The sequence below is a fragment of the Sporanaerobacter sp. genome (genome assembly GCF_047830725.1).
Classification (GTDB): Bacteria; Bacillota; Clostridia; order Tissierellales; family Sporanaerobacteraceae; genus Sporanaerobacter.
In genome coordinates, this window is sequence record NZ_CP181252.1 from 63,841 (window position 1) to 80,370 (window position 16,530).

The following is a 16,530-nucleotide window of genomic DNA, read 5'->3' on the forward strand; positions in this document are numbered from 1 at the left end:
CTTAACATTTATTCAATTCTTCATATATATTAAAAATCCTCCTAAAATTCCTAAGTGGTCATTTTTTGAGCCTAACTGTCCAGTTTTTATGTCTGAACGCCTAGTATATTAAAAAATCAGATGGAGGGCTATTCCTCCATCTGATTTTTTATCTAGGTATAAAACCAACCTTTTTATATACTTTTCTCAAAGTCTTTCTTGCAACTCTTTCTGCCTTTTCTGCACCATTTTTATATACTTCTTCTAAATAATCTTTATTTTTCATATAATAATCATATTTTTCCTGCATTGGTCTAAGGCCTTCTATTACTACTTCGGCTAAATCTTCTTTGAATTTTCCATAGCCTTCTCCCTCATACTTTGCTTCAATATTCTCAATGGATTCTCCACTAAAAATAGAATATATATTCATAAGGTTCTTAATTCCTGGTTGCTCATCTCTATATTTCACTTCTCCTATGGAATCTGTAACAGCTCTTTTTATCTTTCTTCTAATGGCATCTGGTTTATCCAATAGAAGTATATAGCCATTTTCATCTGCATCAGATTTTGACATTTTGCTCTCTGGATTTTGAAGACTCATAATTTTTGCTCCAACTTTTTTTATCAATGGCTCTGGTATCTTAAAGGTTTCACTATATCTGTTGTTGAACCTTTCTCCTAAATCCCTTGCAAGTTCAAGATGTTGCTTTTGATCTTCTCCTACAGGAACTAAATCCGTTTGATAAAGAAGTATATCGGAAGCCATAAGTACAGGATAAGTAAATAAAGCTGCATTTAAATTGGCTTCACTTCTTTGTGATTTTTCTTTAAATTGAGTCATTCTACTTAATTGTCCCATATAAGAAATACTATTAAGTACCCAAGTCAGTTCAGCATGAGCACTTACGTGGGATTGAATAAATATAGTAGATTTTTCTGGATCAAGTCCACTAGCCAAATATAATGCCAATAGATTCAATGTGTTTTTTCTCAACTCTTTTGGTTCTTGGGGAACTGTAATTGCATGAAGATCCACTATACAATAAAAACATTCATATTCATCTTGAAGATCAATCCAATTTCTTATGGCTCCTATATAATTTCCAATAGTCAATGCTCCCGATGGTTGAACTCCACTAAATACTACCTTTCTTTCTTCCATAAAAAACCCTCCCTATATAAAAATAAAACCTTTCATCTCAAAAATAGAGACGAAAGGTTAGTTTCCGTGGTACCACTCTTGTTAGCTAAAAGCTCACTTAAATCTTTAACGGTGACAAGCCGTAAAATCCTACTTAAATTTCAGATTTTCTCTCCCAAGTCCATTCGATATAAGAGTATCGCCAAGTTTCCACCTTTCTCAGCTCTCTATAGACCTTTTCTATATCTACTACTCTTGTTCATTGATTTTAATATTTCATTGCTATACATTATACACTATATTTTTAAAAAGTAAACAATTTATTAAAATTTATTTAAGCAATCCTAGAATTTCCCCTCATGGCTACTGTCCATAAATAATTCATTCCTGCAAATATCAAAAACATAAATCCTACAAAAATAGGAATGAAATATGGATATTCTGGCAATTTAGCAAAAAACGAGTTTTCAGGTTTAATTGCTAAATATGCATAATTACCTCCTGTAATTTTATTCAATACTACTATAAATAAAATATAAACAAAACTAATCTTATAGCTAGTAAATAAAGACTTTCTTGTAGGAGTATAATCATATATTATCCCTAAAAATACAATGGTCAATATGATTCCAATGTGACCTAAAAAAAACTGAATAAACATTGCATTGGGAAAACCTAAATTTAGAGTATCAGGATTCAATAAAGCCATGATAGCACCTGAAGAACCCCAATAAAATAATAGATGAAAATATTTTTCACTCATTCTAAGCAACAAAACAATACATAACAATTCACTTATTCTACATGGATACAATGGCAAAGATTCTTTTAATGTAAAATTATCAGTAAATATATACCATGAGTATAATAGAATTTGCTGAAAAAATAATATCATTAGCAAAAATATTTTTCCAAACTTTTTAAAACTTGCATTGCTTCTTAAATTTTCTTTAAAATAAATCATTAAGCCAATTAATAGTCCTACTGCTGACATTATAAATATATGCTCTATTGAAAAATAAGATATCCCTGGATTTTTTGAACTAAAAAGCAAATATATTAAATAATTCATTGCTACATCTCCTGTCTAATAACTTTGTTTTTTGATTTGATTTTTAACAATTTATTTTATCAAAAATTTAATTGTTGTTCCATAGTATTAACAAAATTTATTTCTAACAAAATCAATGAATTTATCTATATCTTGTTTTTCTGTATCAAAAGAAGTTACTAATCTTATGATATTTTCCTTTTCATCTACTACATATACAGGGAATTTTTCTTGCAATGATCCATTCCATGTCTTTGGAATTTGAACAAAGAGCATATTTCCAAGACCTTCATTTATCACATTTATATTTGGAAGTTTTAAAAGTTCTTCTTTTAAATATTGAGCCATACCATTTGATTTAGTTGCATTTTCTTTCCATATTTCATCTTCCAAATAAGGTATAAATTGTGCAGATATAAAACGCATTTTAGAAACTAATTGCATCCCTTGTTTTCTTATATATTTAAAGTTCTTGCTAATATCTTTATTAAAAGAAACTATAGCCTCTCCTATCATCATTCCATTTTTCGTCCCTCCAAAAGACAATAAATCTACTCCTGTATCTGTTATCATCTCTTTGAAACTTGAATTTAAAGCAACTACTCCATTGGCAATTCTAGCTCCGTCCATATGTAATAGCATATTATTTTCATGAGCAAAATCAGCCAATTCTTTTATTTCTTCAATAGTATATACTGTACCTGTTTCTGTTATTTGAGAAATAGATATAACTTTTGGTTGTACCTGATGTTCATCTCCTACAGATTTTAAAAATTCTTTTATATCATTAGTGCATATTTTCCCATCTTTGTTTGGCACATAAAGAATCTTCGTTCCTCCAAACCTTTCTAATGCGCCACATTCATCTACATTTATATGAGCGGTATCTGGAGCCACTACTCCTTCAAAAGGTCTTAACAATCCACTCAATCCAACAATATTGGCAGCTGTTCCTGTAGTTACAAAATAAACATCTACATCACTATGAAAAACTTCTCTAAATAATTCTATAGCTCTTTTAGTATATTTATCATCACCATAGGATGGTTCATGTTCACTATTGCATCTGTATACTGCCTCTAAAATTTTAGGATGAACTCCTGAATTGTTATCACTTAAAAACATTTTCATATTTTTCCCTCCTGTACAAGTTGTTTTTCATATTTCTCTATTATTTAAAAATGAAATATTTATATATAAATTATACTATTTATTATCCAAATTCACATTGAATATTATAATAAGTAAAAGATTTATTTAGCTATATTTAATATGATATAATATAATTTAATTAAATTAACTAATCATTTAATAGAGGTGTTTTTATGTATAAAGTGAAATGCAAAGCTTGCCCTATAGGCTGTGAGCTTATCATAACTAAAAATGAGTCTAGTTCTGCTGGATACACCGTTGAGGGAAACAACTGCAATAGTGGTAGAGAATTTGGCATAAAAGAAGTAACAGAACCATCAAGAATTTTAACTGGAAGAGTCATTCTCAAAGACGGAGTTTTAAATCGTCTTCCTGTTAAAACTACTGGAATTGTTCCAAGAGATAAGATAGATGAATGCATGAAAATTATAAATTCAACAGAAGTCACTGCTCCCATTAAAAAAGGCGATATAATAATTAAAAATATTTTGGGATTAGGAATAGATGTTGTAGCTGCAAGAAAAGCATAATCAGCTACTAACTCCCTGTTGATTTATAATGTTTTACTCCAAACTTCCATATTTTAAGACTAATTAAGAAAAATATTACTCCAGCCATAGGAGAAATCCATTGAAACCATATTGGTGATTTTAAGGAATCTGATTTCTCGAGTATTGCCATAGCGGGAAAATAGTTTATACACCCAAGAGGAATTATAAATATAAATATTTTTCTAAACCAAGATTTATATATAGATAATGGATATTGGGCGGTTTCAACTCCTCCATATGTAAAAGAGTTGACAATTTCTAAACTCTGTAATGTCAAAATCTTGATTTTCCAATTCAACAATAAGTCTTCGCTCCTTTGATACCATACTTCTCAATTGATCAAGAGAACCATCAGATAAAATTTGTCCTTTCCCAATGACAATGACTCTACTACACAGTGCTTCAATATCGTCCATATCATGGGTAGTAAGTATAACCGTGGTCTTTTTTTCTTGATTCAACTCTTTTATAAATTGTCAAACAGCTAATTTAGATACTGCATCTAGTCCAATGGTAGGTTCATCTAAAAACAATATCGGTGGGGAATGGAGTAATGATGCTGCCAATTCAGATCTCATCTTTTGTCCAAGACTCAATTGTCTAACAGGAGTATTTATAAAATTTCCCAGATTCAACCGTTCTATAAGTTCATCTTTTGTTTTCTCATAGTCATTTTGAGGAACTCTGTATATATCTCTTAACAGTTCAAAAGAATCTATAACAGGTAAATCCCACCACAATTGAGTCCTCTGACCAAAGACTACTCCAATGTTTCCTACATACTGCACCCTTTCTTTCCATGGAACCTTACCTAGCACTTGACAATTTCCCGAATCTGGAGTAAGTATTCCACTTAGTATCTTAACTGTCGTGGATTTTCCTGCTCCATTTGGTCCTATATAACCTACTAGCTCTCCTTCTTCAATTTCAAAAGATACCTTATCCAAAGCATTGATAGTTTCATATTCCCTATGGAAAACATTTTTGAAGGCATTAGCTATACCAGGACTTCTTTTTGATACCTTGAAAGATTTGCACAAATCTTCGGCCACAATGTGCATATGAATCCCTCCTCCCAAGCTGTTCTTTAAGTCGTATGCAAAATATTATCAAAATTTAATATATAAGTCAATAGGTTATAAAGCTCTTGACTAAATAAGCTATATTCAATATAATGAGGTTAAATATCTAATTATGGAGAGATTTATAAAATGAGTACAATACTAAGATGGACTAAATTTGAATCAATTAAAAACGCAATACCAACTATCTACGGGAGAGGTGCGTCCAAAAATAGATTCAAATTGTTGCAATACCATATTAGTATTGAGGTATAAACAGGTTATATTGTAAAGATTTTTTCATCATAGATATATATTTCAATCTGTATAAAAACCTAAAGCTAATTATGGCTTTGGGTTTTTTTGTATGCTTTTATGATAATGGGTGGGCATGGGACGTTTGCAACGCCGTTAATTAAATAATAGGAGAGGACGAAAATTATGATTGATTGTAGTGTAAATAATATAACTAAGTACTATGGTGCTAATAAAATATTCGAAAATATATCTATTGAATTGAAAACCAACGAACGAATAGGATTGATTGGTCAAAACGGATGTGGAAAAACCACTCTAATGAAAATTTTGATGGGTATGGAAAATTATCAAGAAGGTAATATTAGTTTTAGAAAGGGAGTAAAAGTTGGTTATTTGGATCAAATTTTTAATTGTGAACCAAATTCTACTGTTATTGATGTACTTGAAGAAGCCTTTCAAAATATTAAGGATATAAAAAGAGAAATGAAATTTGTAGAAAATCAGATGAAAACATTAGATGGAAAAGCTTTAAATACAGCTATAAAAAATTATGGATCTCTTATGGAAAAATACGAATTACAAGGGGGATATGAAATTGAAACAAATATCAATAAAGTATGTCAAGGTTTAAAGATAGAAGATAATTATAGAGACATGAACTTTGAACAGTTAAGTGGTGGCGAAAAAACCAGAGTTATGCTGGGGAAGCTCTTGTTAGAACAGCCTGACATTCTTTTGTTAGATGAGCCAACTAATCATTTAGATATTGATTCTATAGAGTGGTTAGAAAACTTTTTGCAAGATTATAAGGGTACTGTTTTGGTAATATCACATGATCGTCATTTTTTAGATAGAGTAGTAAAAAAGATTGTAGAATTGACTCCTAAAAGTACATCTGTATACGATGGAAATTATAGTTATTATGTAATAGAGAAGGAAAGACGATTTCTATTAGAATATACCGCCTATGAAAATAATCAAAAGAAAATAGAAAAAATGGAAAGTCAAATTCAACGTTATCGTATATGGGGAGATATGAGAGATAGCGAAAAAATGTACAAACGTGCCAAAGAACTTGAAAAACGTTTAGAAAAAGTAGAAGTATTAGAACGACCTATTTTAGAAAATCGAAAAATTAGATTATCTCCTAAAGATACTAGCCGTTCAGGCAAAATTGTTCTTAAAGTTGATGAATTAAATAAATCTTTTGGAGAGAAAAAATTGTTTACAGATTTATCCTTCACAGTATTTTATCAAGACCATGTGTGTATAATTGGGAAAAACGGCAGTGGAAAAACAACTTTACTGAAATTGATTTTAGGAGAACTTAAGCCCGATAAGGGAATTGTTTCATTGGGAGCAAGTATTAAGATAGGATATTTACCTCAAAATGTTACCTTTGAAAATGAGAAAATGACTCTATTAGAATATTTTACAGATATGCATACTGTCACTGAAAAAGAAGCAAGGTCTGAATTAGCAAAAATGCTATTTATTAAAGATGATGTGTATAAAAAAATCAGCAATTTATCAGGTGGAGAGAAAAGTCGTCTTAAATTGTGTTCCTTAATTTATGAAAATGTTAATTTCATGATTTTAGATGAGCCAACTAATCATTTAGATATTGATTCACGAGAAATATTAGAAGAAACATTGCTTCATTTTACAGGAACAATATTATTTGTTTCTCATGACCGATATTTCATACAAAAAATAGCTAACAAAATTATGTTGATAGAAAACTGTAAAGGAAAACTATATCCTATGCCTTATGAGGATTATTTAGAAGAAAAGCAAAAAGAAGTACTAGATAAACCTGTTAAAAAAGAAGTTAAAATACCTAAAGCAGTTCAAAAGAAAACTCCGAAAAAACCATCTAATGAATATAATTTGGCAAAAGCAGAAAAAGAATTAGAATCGTTAGAAGAAAAATTAAACTTTTTACAAGAACAAATGATTTTAAATAATGCAGATGCAGAACAATTGTACGAACTCTACAAGGAAAAGGAAAAACTTGAAAATGAGTTTGAAAAAGCATTTCTTATATGGGAAGAGTTTCAAAAATAATACACTGTACCTCATATTCCTTCTTTAAATACAAAAAATACTATATCACAAGATATAGTATTTTTTGTATTTACTAAATAAACTCATATTCTTACCAAGAAATTTTTCTTATTGAATCATCTTCAAAGAAAGTTTTCACATTGAAAAGTATGAGTACATCTCCAATATTTTCTTTTTCTATTAAACTACTCAAATCTTCATCAAAGTATCTAAGGTCCACTACATATATCTGCCCAAAATGATCAGTCAAAAAAGGAATTAAACTGTTGGCATAAGAATCTTTCACAATCAATAGCTTTTTTTCATTTACATTGGAACTTATCTTTATAAGTGGATGATTGCCTCCTAAAAAAATAGTATATTTATCTTTTTTATTTAAACTATTAAAATCATATAAAGTATCCCCAATTTTTCCTTCATCAAAATATTCCACTTCTAATTCTTTCTTTGTTTTAGGTATATACAATTGAATACTATCAGGACTTAATCGTCTAAATCCACTTTTGGAATATAGGGAACCATAAAAATCACAAGTTACTTCATTTATATCAAAATATCCTTCATTATGAGGGGTAATACCTACATTCTCACAAAATTTTTCATAAGCATAAAAAGCCCCTTTAGTAGTCCAATGATGGTCAGTTTTATAATAAATATATTCATGATTTTTAGAAAGTAATGTATCATATACATCTACAAAATCTATATCCTTATCAAGAGATTTTTGTACACTTCTTATAAGTTCAAGTTCATCATCTACTGGTGCAAACTTTGGAAGTTTATCCTCTAATATTTTCACTGAATTTGGAACCAACATAAAGTATTTATCCACATTGGGATTAGAAACAGCAAAAGAATTAATTGCATCAATCTTTTTTTCAAATTCTTTTCTTTGAGGTGTCTTAAATTTTTCAAACAAGTACCCATCCTTGCCAAGATATACTTCATTGTTTTCTATTTTTCCTGCTATCCTTTCACAATCTGATTTAACTCCTATAAAAAAGTTTCTAAAAGGGAATTGATCAGAAACATATTTTTCATAGCTAGATGTATAATTTCCTTCAAAAAGCTTTTTCATTGAAAATTCAGGTTTCTTCTGAAGCCTTCTATTTTCCATTTCAGAAAAACTTTTTTCAGGAGCAAAAAAACCGATAAGAGCCATAAAACTAATGAATATAATTAAAGTTCCTCCTATCATATATTTATATAAATCCCTATTTTTTTTCAAAATAAAACCTCTTTTCATACTAAAATCTAAAATATAAAAATGGGTTATAACTTTCATTTACTAAATATGCTGTACATAAAAACAAAAGTACTAGAATTATTAATGAATAAGCTATAGAATCTTTCGTGTTTATGTCTTCTTTTAATTTGTGTACTCTATTTTTAAGCACCGGTGTAGAACAAACTGTGAGAACAACAAAGAGTATTGCATTTGTATATAAATAATAAAGGGCTGTCCCATCATAAACAGGATTTCCTCCAATTCCAAACATAGTTTTGATGAATTTCGCACCCTCACTTATATTTTCAAATTCAAAAAATACCCATCCTATTATCACTACTAAAAGTGTATATATGTGGCTAATAAACTCTGGCTTATCTTTTAACCACTTATTTAAATAAGTCTTTTCAATAACTAAAAATACAAAATAATACAATCCCCACAATATAAAGTTCCAGTTTGCACCGTGCCATAAACCTGTTAGAAACCATACTATAAAGAGATTTCTATACTGCTTTAATCGGCCTAATCTATTTCCACCAAGAGGAATATATACATATTCTTTAAACCAAGTGCCAAGAGAAATATGCCATCTTCTCCAAAATTCCGTCACACTTTTAGATATATAAGGATAGTCAAAATTCTTCATGAAATTAAATCCAAACATTTTTCCTAATCCTATAGCCATATCCGAATAACCACTAAAATCAAAATATATTTGAAATGTAAAAGCTATTATACCAAGCCATGCAGATAGAATTGAAATATTCTCTACGGGAATTGCTTTTACACTTTTCCAAAGTACTCCTATACTATTGGCCAAAAGAACTTTTTTAGATAATCCTATAACAAATAGCTCTGCTCCTTCTCCAAACAATTCCAAACTTTCTTTTCTATTGTCAATCTCCCACGCTACATCACTATATCTAACTATGGGGCCTGCTACAAGTTGTGGAAACATAGTCACATATGTGCCAAAAGAAATAATATTTTTTTGAACAGGAACTTTGTCTAAATATACATCTATAGTATATGATAGTGTTTGAAATGTATAAAAAGATATCCCTAGTGGAAGGGGCAAATCTAATGTTTTTAGATTCAAACTAAAAAAATTATTTATATTTGTAATTATGAATCCATAATACTTGAAGAAACAAAGTATTCCTAAATTAATGACTAAAGAATTTATTAAAACTAACTTTGTAATTTTTTTATTATCTCTATACTTATCTATAAACAGTCCATTAAAATAATCAAAAAAAGTAGAAAACAGCATTATAAGTATATATATAGGCTCTCCCCAAGCATAAAATATCAAACTTGCTATAAAAAGAACAAGGTTTCTTATGGGTCTAGGACATATATAATATACAAGTAAAGTTATAGGTAAAAATACAAATAAAAATATTAAACTACTAAAAACCACGTCTTGTCCACCACCTCGTAAAAGCAACCATAATTTTATTTAAAAGACTCATCAAATATAGACTCTATTTTTTCTGCATCTTCTGATATAACAAACAAAATATACTGTCCATTTGATTTTAATACATGTTTTTCTATTAGATAATATTCATCTGGTAGATAGTCTTTAAAACTATTTGATTGTTCTTCTATTCTATTTGAAATTTTGTCTTGTATATCACTTATATCTTTTTCATCTGATACCTTCAATATCAACATCTCATCTGCTTTTATATTAGTATCTGCAGTATATAGTAGAAAACCTTCCAACTCATCACTATGAATATCATATAGCTTTTCCAATTTATCGCCGTCTACTTTCTTCATATTAGATAAGTCTACAGCTTCACTAATATTTTTCTCAATCTCATCAATAGAAGGCTCTTTTTCTGCTTTATTATCTGAAGAACACCCTGTCAATAATATAAAAATAATAATTATAATACCTGTTGTAGCTAAAATACCTTTGTTTAAGTTTTTCATTTTCATCAGTCCTCCTAATATTTTATTTCTTAGTATTATCTATAAGATAATTTAGCCATAATTTATAAAACTTGTATTTTAAATGTATTCCATCGGGCTCATATAGTTCACTTTCATTTTCCAATATTGGCCTCAAATCTATATAATTGATATTTTCATCTTTGCACATTTGCATTAGGGCTTCATTGAATTTATCTATATTAACATTGTTGAGCAAAGGCTTTTTTTGTTTAACATTTGGAGAAACTGGTATGACAGATTGAACATAAATATTTGCATCAGGTAATTCATCTTGAATTTTGTGTACAAATTCAGCATAATTTTTTGCAAATTTTTGACCATCTATTCCCATCAATACATCATTCATCCCAAATAGCAAATATATATTGGAAGGATTTGCTTTTTTAATATTGTTTATTTCTTTTTCTCCTTGAACTACTGTAAGTCCCAATTTTGCAATAACATTTTTTTCTTCAAGTATTTCATAGAAAGATAAACTATCAGTAATTGAATCCCCTACAAAGAGGTCATCTTTAAAAATCTCACTATAATTTTTGTTTTTATCATCTATTTCTGTAGGATCAACTTTTTCATCATTGTTAAGCTCTACATCACTATTTTCTTCTGCTTGTACTTTTTCTTCTTTACCACTTAATTTTTGTTCCTCCACAGTATCTTTTTCTGAAAGTTCGGGTATGTCTTCTATGGATTTTGGTGCAGAACAAGCTATATTGTTTTTTTCTATAATAATAGTTTCCTTCTTATCTTTATGTTGTATTGCTTTTATTGATTTGCTTAAAACAAACACAATGCCAACAATCACAATCATAGATAATGTAAATCTCTTCTTATTTGCTATGATTATTTTTCTTTTTTTTCTTCTCCTCTTTGCCATAATATTCCTCCACTCTGCACATAAAAAACTGACATATATTATTATAATATATATTCATATATAAAAAGTTACAATACAGTATCAAATAAAATCAATTATAACTAATCTTGTCTATATATGGTATTTATAATTATATATAATATACACAAAAATAGAATAAATCCTTGTGATATCACAAGGATTTGTTCTATTAAATAACTATACACTTTTATCTTCTAGTTCATCCTGAGATAAGTATCTTTCTATAGCACTATCAACAATTTTCATTATTAATCCATCATATCCTAATTCACATGCTTCTGCCATCTTGCAAATATCACTATGTCCCCTCTTTAGTCCTGGCAATGAATTTATTTCAAGAACATAGGGAACTCCATCTTTTAATCTAAAATCAATTCTTGCATAGTCTCTCATCCCCAAAGAATTATAAGCCTTAATAGCTGTTCTCTCTATGAGATCTTTTGTATCTTTATCTAATCTTGCTGGAACGTGATAGATAGTCTTATCTCCATAATGAGACTTAACTTCAAAACTATAAAATTTACTTAAATGATCAGGTATTTTCGAAAAGTCTATCTCTAAAATAGGAAGAACAGAAATATCTTTCCCATTTCCTACAACTCCCACTGTAAATTCTCTTCCTTCTATATATTCTGTAAGCATTATAGGAGGATTATAAACTCTTAGCTCTTTTTGAACTTTAGACTTTAAAGAATTCATATCAAATACTAAACTTCCTTCATCTATGCCTCTACTTGAACCTTCGTCCTTAGGTTTCACCAAAATAGGAAATTCAATATTCATATTTTTAAGTTCTTTTATATCATATACATAAGTAAAATCAGGTGTAGGAATATTGGATTGTTTAAATATTTTGCATGAATAAATTTTGTTGTAGGCCAACGCATGACCTAGTGGTGACGAGCTTGTATAAGGAATTCCTGCATATTCTAATATAGCAGGAAGTTGTGAAATTCTTGACTCTCCTCGAATGCCATTACATAAATTAAATACCAAATCAACTTTTTCTCTTCGCAGTTTACTAACTATATTGTCATCTAGAACTAAATCAATACACTCATATTTTTTAGAAAGCACTTGTTTCAATTCTGCTACAGTTTCTCTCTTTTGCCTATCCTCTAACAATCCTTCTTCTGTAGGCAAATATTTTGCTCTTGGCTTATCAGTAACAATAGCTACTTTCATTTATATCATCCCCTTTTTCTTTAATTTTAAATATATTTTAAATTTAAAGTAGCTTTATTTCCTGATTGTAAGCTTATATATATTATATAACTATTTTGTTTATTTATCAAAAACAATATGTGATTTCCAAGTTAAACTATATACAATAAAGAAATCAATCATCTATATTTACTTCTTTTATCTTCTTTCTTCTAATAAAATAAACAAGAAGTGCGATAGAAGGTATAACAATAACTGAAATCATTGTAATCATTAAAAGAATTTTTTGAAATGGGTTTTTTATCCCCACTACTGAATTTCTATCTTTATATAATGTAGATAAAATAAATACTATTATTGCCATGGGAATTATATATTTTTTATTATCCTTTTTATTTAATACTTGTGCTAATGATACTGTTGAAAAATATAGGTATCCACTTATTTTCCCAATATTTGCAGTAATCCATGAAATTACATAAATTGACTCTATTCTCTGTATAAAATCAAATACATTTATTAATCGTGCAAATGCAAAAAAAGGGAAGTTAGAATGTTTGGTTTGCTCTATTCCCAAAGCAGCTTGACTTATGACAAGTACAAAATTGGACATAAATACACCATAAAATAAACTTTTCATAAAAATATTATTTAATTTTTCCTTTTTTTCTAGACTTGGAACTATCATAGCAAGAATAAGTACATCTCCAAATTTCAGTGCAATTTCTATAGCACCTCTATTTAATTCTTTAAAGCTTGAATCTTTTAGTATTGGCAAAAATACTTTAAAATCTAAAATTTTCATACCCAATATAGGAAAAATAAATATAACCATCAGTATAAAAGGTACAAATATTTCTGCTCCTCTTGCTATGGGCTCCAATCCTTTGTAAGAAATATAAGAACAAGTTATAACCATAATAATCACAGTAACAATCGTAGGCATAGATGGAAACATAGTTGAATCAAGTATTTCTGCAAGCACAGATACATTGGAAATAGAAAAAGTTAATAATATTAATGTATAAATTAGTCCTATAATTTTCCCCAAATGTTTCCCAAATATTATTCCCATATACTCAATAAGTGTATATTTATTAAATCTATTAGATAAAAAAAGTATTGGAAAACAAAACAATACGGTATAGGGAATTGATAGAAAGACTACTATCCACATATCTTGATTTCCTGGTGGAACATTTGCCGCTGGCAAAAATGAAAAAGCAATCACTAATCTATATGCTATTAACAGCAATATGACTTGGTACGATGAAACTTTCTCTGACTCATTCATAATCATTCTCCTCTTATCCTATTAGAAGGTGTATTTACAAGGCCAGTCCTTAGTATTTCTGTTTTTACATTTACTTTGAACTCTGCATCCGAAAATACATCATTCCAATCATCCTTTATTTTCTCCCATTCTTTAGGATATTTCCTATGAAATAAAATTCCATATCCAAATATATCGGTTTTATATTCCTTTTGTGCTTTCGAAAATACCTTTTCAATTTGTCTTTTTATTTCATTTGAACAAGCTTCTTCTATTAGATATACACCTTTTTCTTGAGATATCTCAATATTACCTAATTCTTCACCAACAGTTCCTTTGACATTAACATTTGTTTTCAGTACTAATTTCCCATCCTGTATCTCTACATCATTCTTTGTCTTACTTTTTGCTATTTCAACCACAGTATATTCTTTTATTTGTGAATCTTTATTGGTATTAATTGTACCTCCTACTTTAGGTGTAGGAATTGATATTGAGTCTGTACCCGTTGAAATAGATGGAAATTCTATTATTGCATTATACACTTTATCTCTAACAAAGTTATATCCTCTAGTTTCTTCTCCATTTAAATATCCAACAAGTTTTTCTCTATTAAACACTGCTCCTCCTTCCACCGAAAGCTCATATTTATCCTTATTTTTCAATTCCATATCCTTTTCATATTTTTTTTCCTTTTTTTCGACAGTTCCAATAACTGGCTGTATCCCAGCATCATAATAATTTCTAAAATACTCTGATATATTAATAGCTACTAATTTAGAAGTAAATTTGCTATTTTTCATCATATCTCCAATATATATTCCCTGTAAATCTTCTGCACCCGGTGAAAATCCCATTACCTCATAAGCCTTTCCGCCTTTACTTACCAATAAATAAGCAGTTTCTCTACATTCATGATCTCTTTGTAAAAAATCCATATAATTCGTCAATCCTTTTTTTGCAAATTCCTCACCAAAAATATATATTTGATTGTGAGATAAATAAATTCTTCGATCAAATTTTAAGTTTTCATTTCTAACAGCTTCAAATATAGTCTTTCCCCTAGTTTGTACATATTTTGCCTTGGTAGAATCATCTGAATTTGAAGATCCTGAAGAAGGATTTAATTTAATTACTTCAAAAGTAGCTACTACTTCATCATTTTCTATGTCAAATCCAGTTACCGTGACTATCCCAAGGGTATTTAGCTCTTGAGAACCCCAACACCCTGAAAGAATTTGTGCTGAAAATATAATTAAAATTAATAATACAAAATACTTTTTCATACTTTCACTTCTCTCTTGGTTTTATATTTCTCACCATATTTGTTTTTTCTATAGCTTTAGGCCTAAATATAAAAGAGCATAATGGAAAACGAATGATAAAATCTTTCAACCCTTCTTTATCTCTCGGAGATATAGGATATCCATAAGATACACCAAAAGACTTTAAAGATAATCCATGTACAATTAGCACAACTAATCCACAAGTGACTCCATACAATCCTGCAAATGCTCCTAAAAAAAGTATTATCAATCTATATAAGATAAGTAATTCCGTCAAAGGTGGCACTGTAAATTCTGCGATAGCCGTAACAGCTACAACTATAACCATAGGAGCACTCACAATTCTCGCTTGTACTGCCGCCTGCCCTAATACCAAAGCTCCTACTATACTTACAGCTGAACCAACCGCTTTTGGAAGTCTAACTCCCGATTCTTTTATTAGTTCCAACATTATTATCATAAGAAAAGCTTCTATAGCTGTAGGAAAAGGTACTCCTTCCCGTGACTCTGCCATACTTACTAAAAGAACAGTTGGAATCATTTCTTGATGAAAAAGTTGTAAAGCTACATAAAAACCAGGTAATATTATAGTTAGAACAAGAGAAAGCATTCTTATAAATCTCAAAAATGAGGCAAAATGAGGTCTGATATAATAGTCTTCACTAGTTTGAATGTTTTCTAAAAATAACTTAGGCACAGTCAAAACATGAGGACTACCATCACAAAATATAGCTACTCTTCCTTCCAGAATTTTTCCTGCAACCACATCAGGTTTTTGGGTATTCCCTATGGTAGATAATATAGAAACTTTATTATCTTCTATATATTGTTCAATATATCCTGATTCTAATATTGCATCTGTGCCTATATTATTAATTCTTTTCCTAACTTCATTTAGAACATCTTCATTTACAATTCCATTTATATATGCAATAGAAACTTTGGTATTTGTCTGTTTCCCTAATGTATAATCCTCAAATACTAAATTATTTGACTTGATTTTCTTTCGCAGTAAATTTCTATTAGAACTTATATCTTCAACAAATCCTTCTTTAGGCCCTCTTACAACTGCCTCTGCCTGAGCTTCTTGTATAGACCTTTTCTCCCAATTTTTTAAATTTGCTAAATAAGCAGTGGTCTTTCCATCGAAAAATATAGCTACATTTCCATCAGTAATTTTATTTATTACTTCATCTATTTCTCCTACCTCACTCAAACTAGAAATAGATATTATCTTTTTTATATCCTTGTTCTCCTTGTTATGTATAAGTGGTTTTACAATATCCCTATCTAATAAATTTCTATCAATAAAACCTTCAATATAAAATATAAGTATCTTTGTATAGTCTCCTGCCTCGAACTCATAGTGAATTAGGTCACTACTATTTTGAAAACTATTTAATATAAGCTTTTTATTTTCCTCTATCTTTTTAGAAATCATTCTATCATCCTC

16 protein-coding genes and 1 other annotated feature are annotated in these 16,530 nt (G+C 29.1%); of the genes, 2 read left to right on the plus strand and 14 right to left on the minus strand.

Annotated elements, in window-relative coordinates:
- Positions 1 to 148 precede the first annotated feature (148 nt).
- From trpS to ACFWUA_RS00380, 3 genes are all read right to left on the minus strand, one after another.
- Entirely contained in the window at positions 149 to 1,144 is a 996-nt protein-coding gene (trpS, locus tag ACFWUA_RS00370; protein WP_416198199.1) for a tryptophan--tRNA ligase, read from the minus strand.
- 42 nt (positions 1,145 to 1,186) lie between these two features.
- Positions 1,187 to 1,395: a binding site (T-box leader), on the minus strand.
- A gap of 62 nt (positions 1,396 to 1,457) precedes the next feature.
- Positions 1,458 to 2,195, minus strand: coding sequence for a TIGR02206 family membrane protein (locus tag ACFWUA_RS00375; protein WP_416198200.1), 738 nt, complete (start codon positions 2,193 to 2,195; stop codon positions 1,458 to 1,460).
- An 87-nt stretch (positions 2,196 to 2,282) separates the two neighbouring features.
- Positions 2,283 to 3,305 carry a threonine aldolase family protein gene (locus ACFWUA_RS00380; protein ID WP_416198201.1) on the minus strand — a complete coding sequence of 341 codons (1,023 nt, stop codon included), beginning with the start codon at positions 3,303 to 3,305 and terminating at the stop codon, positions 2,283 to 2,285.
- 194 nt (positions 3,306 to 3,499) lie between these two features.
- Here ACFWUA_RS00380 and ACFWUA_RS00385 point away from each other — a divergent pair, with 194 nt between their 5' ends.
- Complete coding sequence (locus ACFWUA_RS00385) at positions 3,500 to 3,856, plus strand: DUF1667 domain-containing protein (RefSeq protein WP_416198202.1); 357 nt, start codon at positions 3,500 to 3,502, stop codon at positions 3,854 to 3,856.
- Between the two features lie 7 nt (positions 3,857 to 3,863).
- Here ACFWUA_RS00385 and ACFWUA_RS00390 read toward each other — a convergent pair whose 3' ends face one another.
- Genes ACFWUA_RS00390 through ACFWUA_RS00400 form a run of 3 tightly spaced genes read right to left on the minus strand, consistent with a single transcriptional unit; the run spans position 3,864 to position 4,938 of the window.
- A complete protein-coding gene (locus tag ACFWUA_RS00390; RefSeq protein ID WP_416198203.1) occupies positions 3,864 to 4,178 on the minus strand; it encodes an ABC-2 family transporter protein in 315 nt (104 codons plus the stop codon).
- Entirely contained in the window at positions 4,102 to 4,338 is a 237-nt protein-coding gene (locus ACFWUA_RS00395; RefSeq protein WP_416199210.1) for a hypothetical protein, read from the minus strand. The genes ACFWUA_RS00390 and ACFWUA_RS00395 overlap by 77 nt, the downstream gene beginning before the upstream one ends.
- 15 nt (positions 4,339 to 4,353) lie before the next feature.
- The gene (locus ACFWUA_RS00400) at positions 4,354 to 4,938 is read right to left on the minus strand and encodes an ABC transporter ATP-binding protein (RefSeq protein WP_416198204.1); all 585 of its coding nucleotides are present in this window, start codon (positions 4,936 to 4,938) and stop codon (positions 4,354 to 4,356) included.
- A gap of 441 nt (positions 4,939 to 5,379) precedes the next feature.
- Here ACFWUA_RS00400 and abc-f point away from each other — a divergent pair, with 441 nt between their 5' ends.
- Positions 5,380 to 7,263, plus strand: coding sequence for a ribosomal protection-like ABC-F family protein (gene abc-f, locus ACFWUA_RS00405; RefSeq protein WP_416198205.1), 1,884 nt, complete (start codon positions 5,380 to 5,382; stop codon positions 7,261 to 7,263).
- Positions 7,264 to 7,354: 91 nt separating this feature from the next.
- On the opposite strand, the gene ACFWUA_RS00410 is transcribed toward abc-f, so the two are convergent.
- From ACFWUA_RS00410 to ACFWUA_RS00445, 8 genes are all read right to left on the minus strand, one after another.
- The gene (locus ACFWUA_RS00410; RefSeq protein WP_416198206.1) at positions 7,355 to 8,491 is read right to left on the minus strand and encodes a DHHW family protein; all 1,137 of its coding nucleotides are present in this window, start codon (positions 8,489 to 8,491) and stop codon (positions 7,355 to 7,357) included.
- Between the two features lie 19 nt (positions 8,492 to 8,510).
- The gene (locus ACFWUA_RS00415) at positions 8,511 to 9,917 is read right to left on the minus strand and encodes an MBOAT family O-acyltransferase (RefSeq protein ID WP_416198207.1); all 1,407 of its coding nucleotides are present in this window, start codon (positions 9,915 to 9,917) and stop codon (positions 8,511 to 8,513) included.
- A gap of 35 nt (positions 9,918 to 9,952) precedes the next feature.
- A complete protein-coding gene (locus ACFWUA_RS00420; RefSeq protein WP_416198208.1) occupies positions 9,953 to 10,438 on the minus strand; it encodes a DUF4358 domain-containing protein in 486 nt (161 codons plus the stop codon).
- A gap of 22 nt (positions 10,439 to 10,460) precedes the next feature.
- A complete protein-coding gene (locus ACFWUA_RS00425; protein WP_416198209.1) occupies positions 10,461 to 11,333 on the minus strand; it encodes a GDSL-type esterase/lipase family protein in 873 nt (290 codons plus the stop codon).
- 198 nt (positions 11,334 to 11,531) lie between these two features.
- A complete protein-coding gene (locus ACFWUA_RS00430) occupies positions 11,532 to 12,539 on the minus strand; it encodes a D-alanine--D-alanine ligase family protein (RefSeq protein ID WP_416198210.1) in 1,008 nt (335 codons plus the stop codon).
- A 154-nt stretch (positions 12,540 to 12,693) separates the two neighbouring features.
- Positions 12,694 to 13,812: a GerAB/ArcD/ProY family transporter gene (locus tag ACFWUA_RS00435; RefSeq protein ID WP_416198211.1), complete on the minus strand. Its 1,119-nt coding sequence runs from the start codon at positions 13,810 to 13,812 to the stop codon at positions 12,694 to 12,696.
- 2 nt (positions 13,813 to 13,814) lie between these two features.
- Positions 13,815 to 15,077, minus strand: coding sequence for a Ger(x)C family spore germination protein (locus ACFWUA_RS00440; RefSeq protein ID WP_416198212.1), 1,263 nt, complete (start codon positions 15,075 to 15,077; stop codon positions 13,815 to 13,817).
- Between the two features lie 4 nt (positions 15,078 to 15,081).
- A complete protein-coding gene (locus ACFWUA_RS00445; protein WP_416198213.1) occupies positions 15,082 to 16,518 on the minus strand; it encodes a spore germination protein in 1,437 nt (478 codons plus the stop codon).
- Between the last annotated feature and the right edge of the window lie 12 nt (positions 16,519 to 16,530).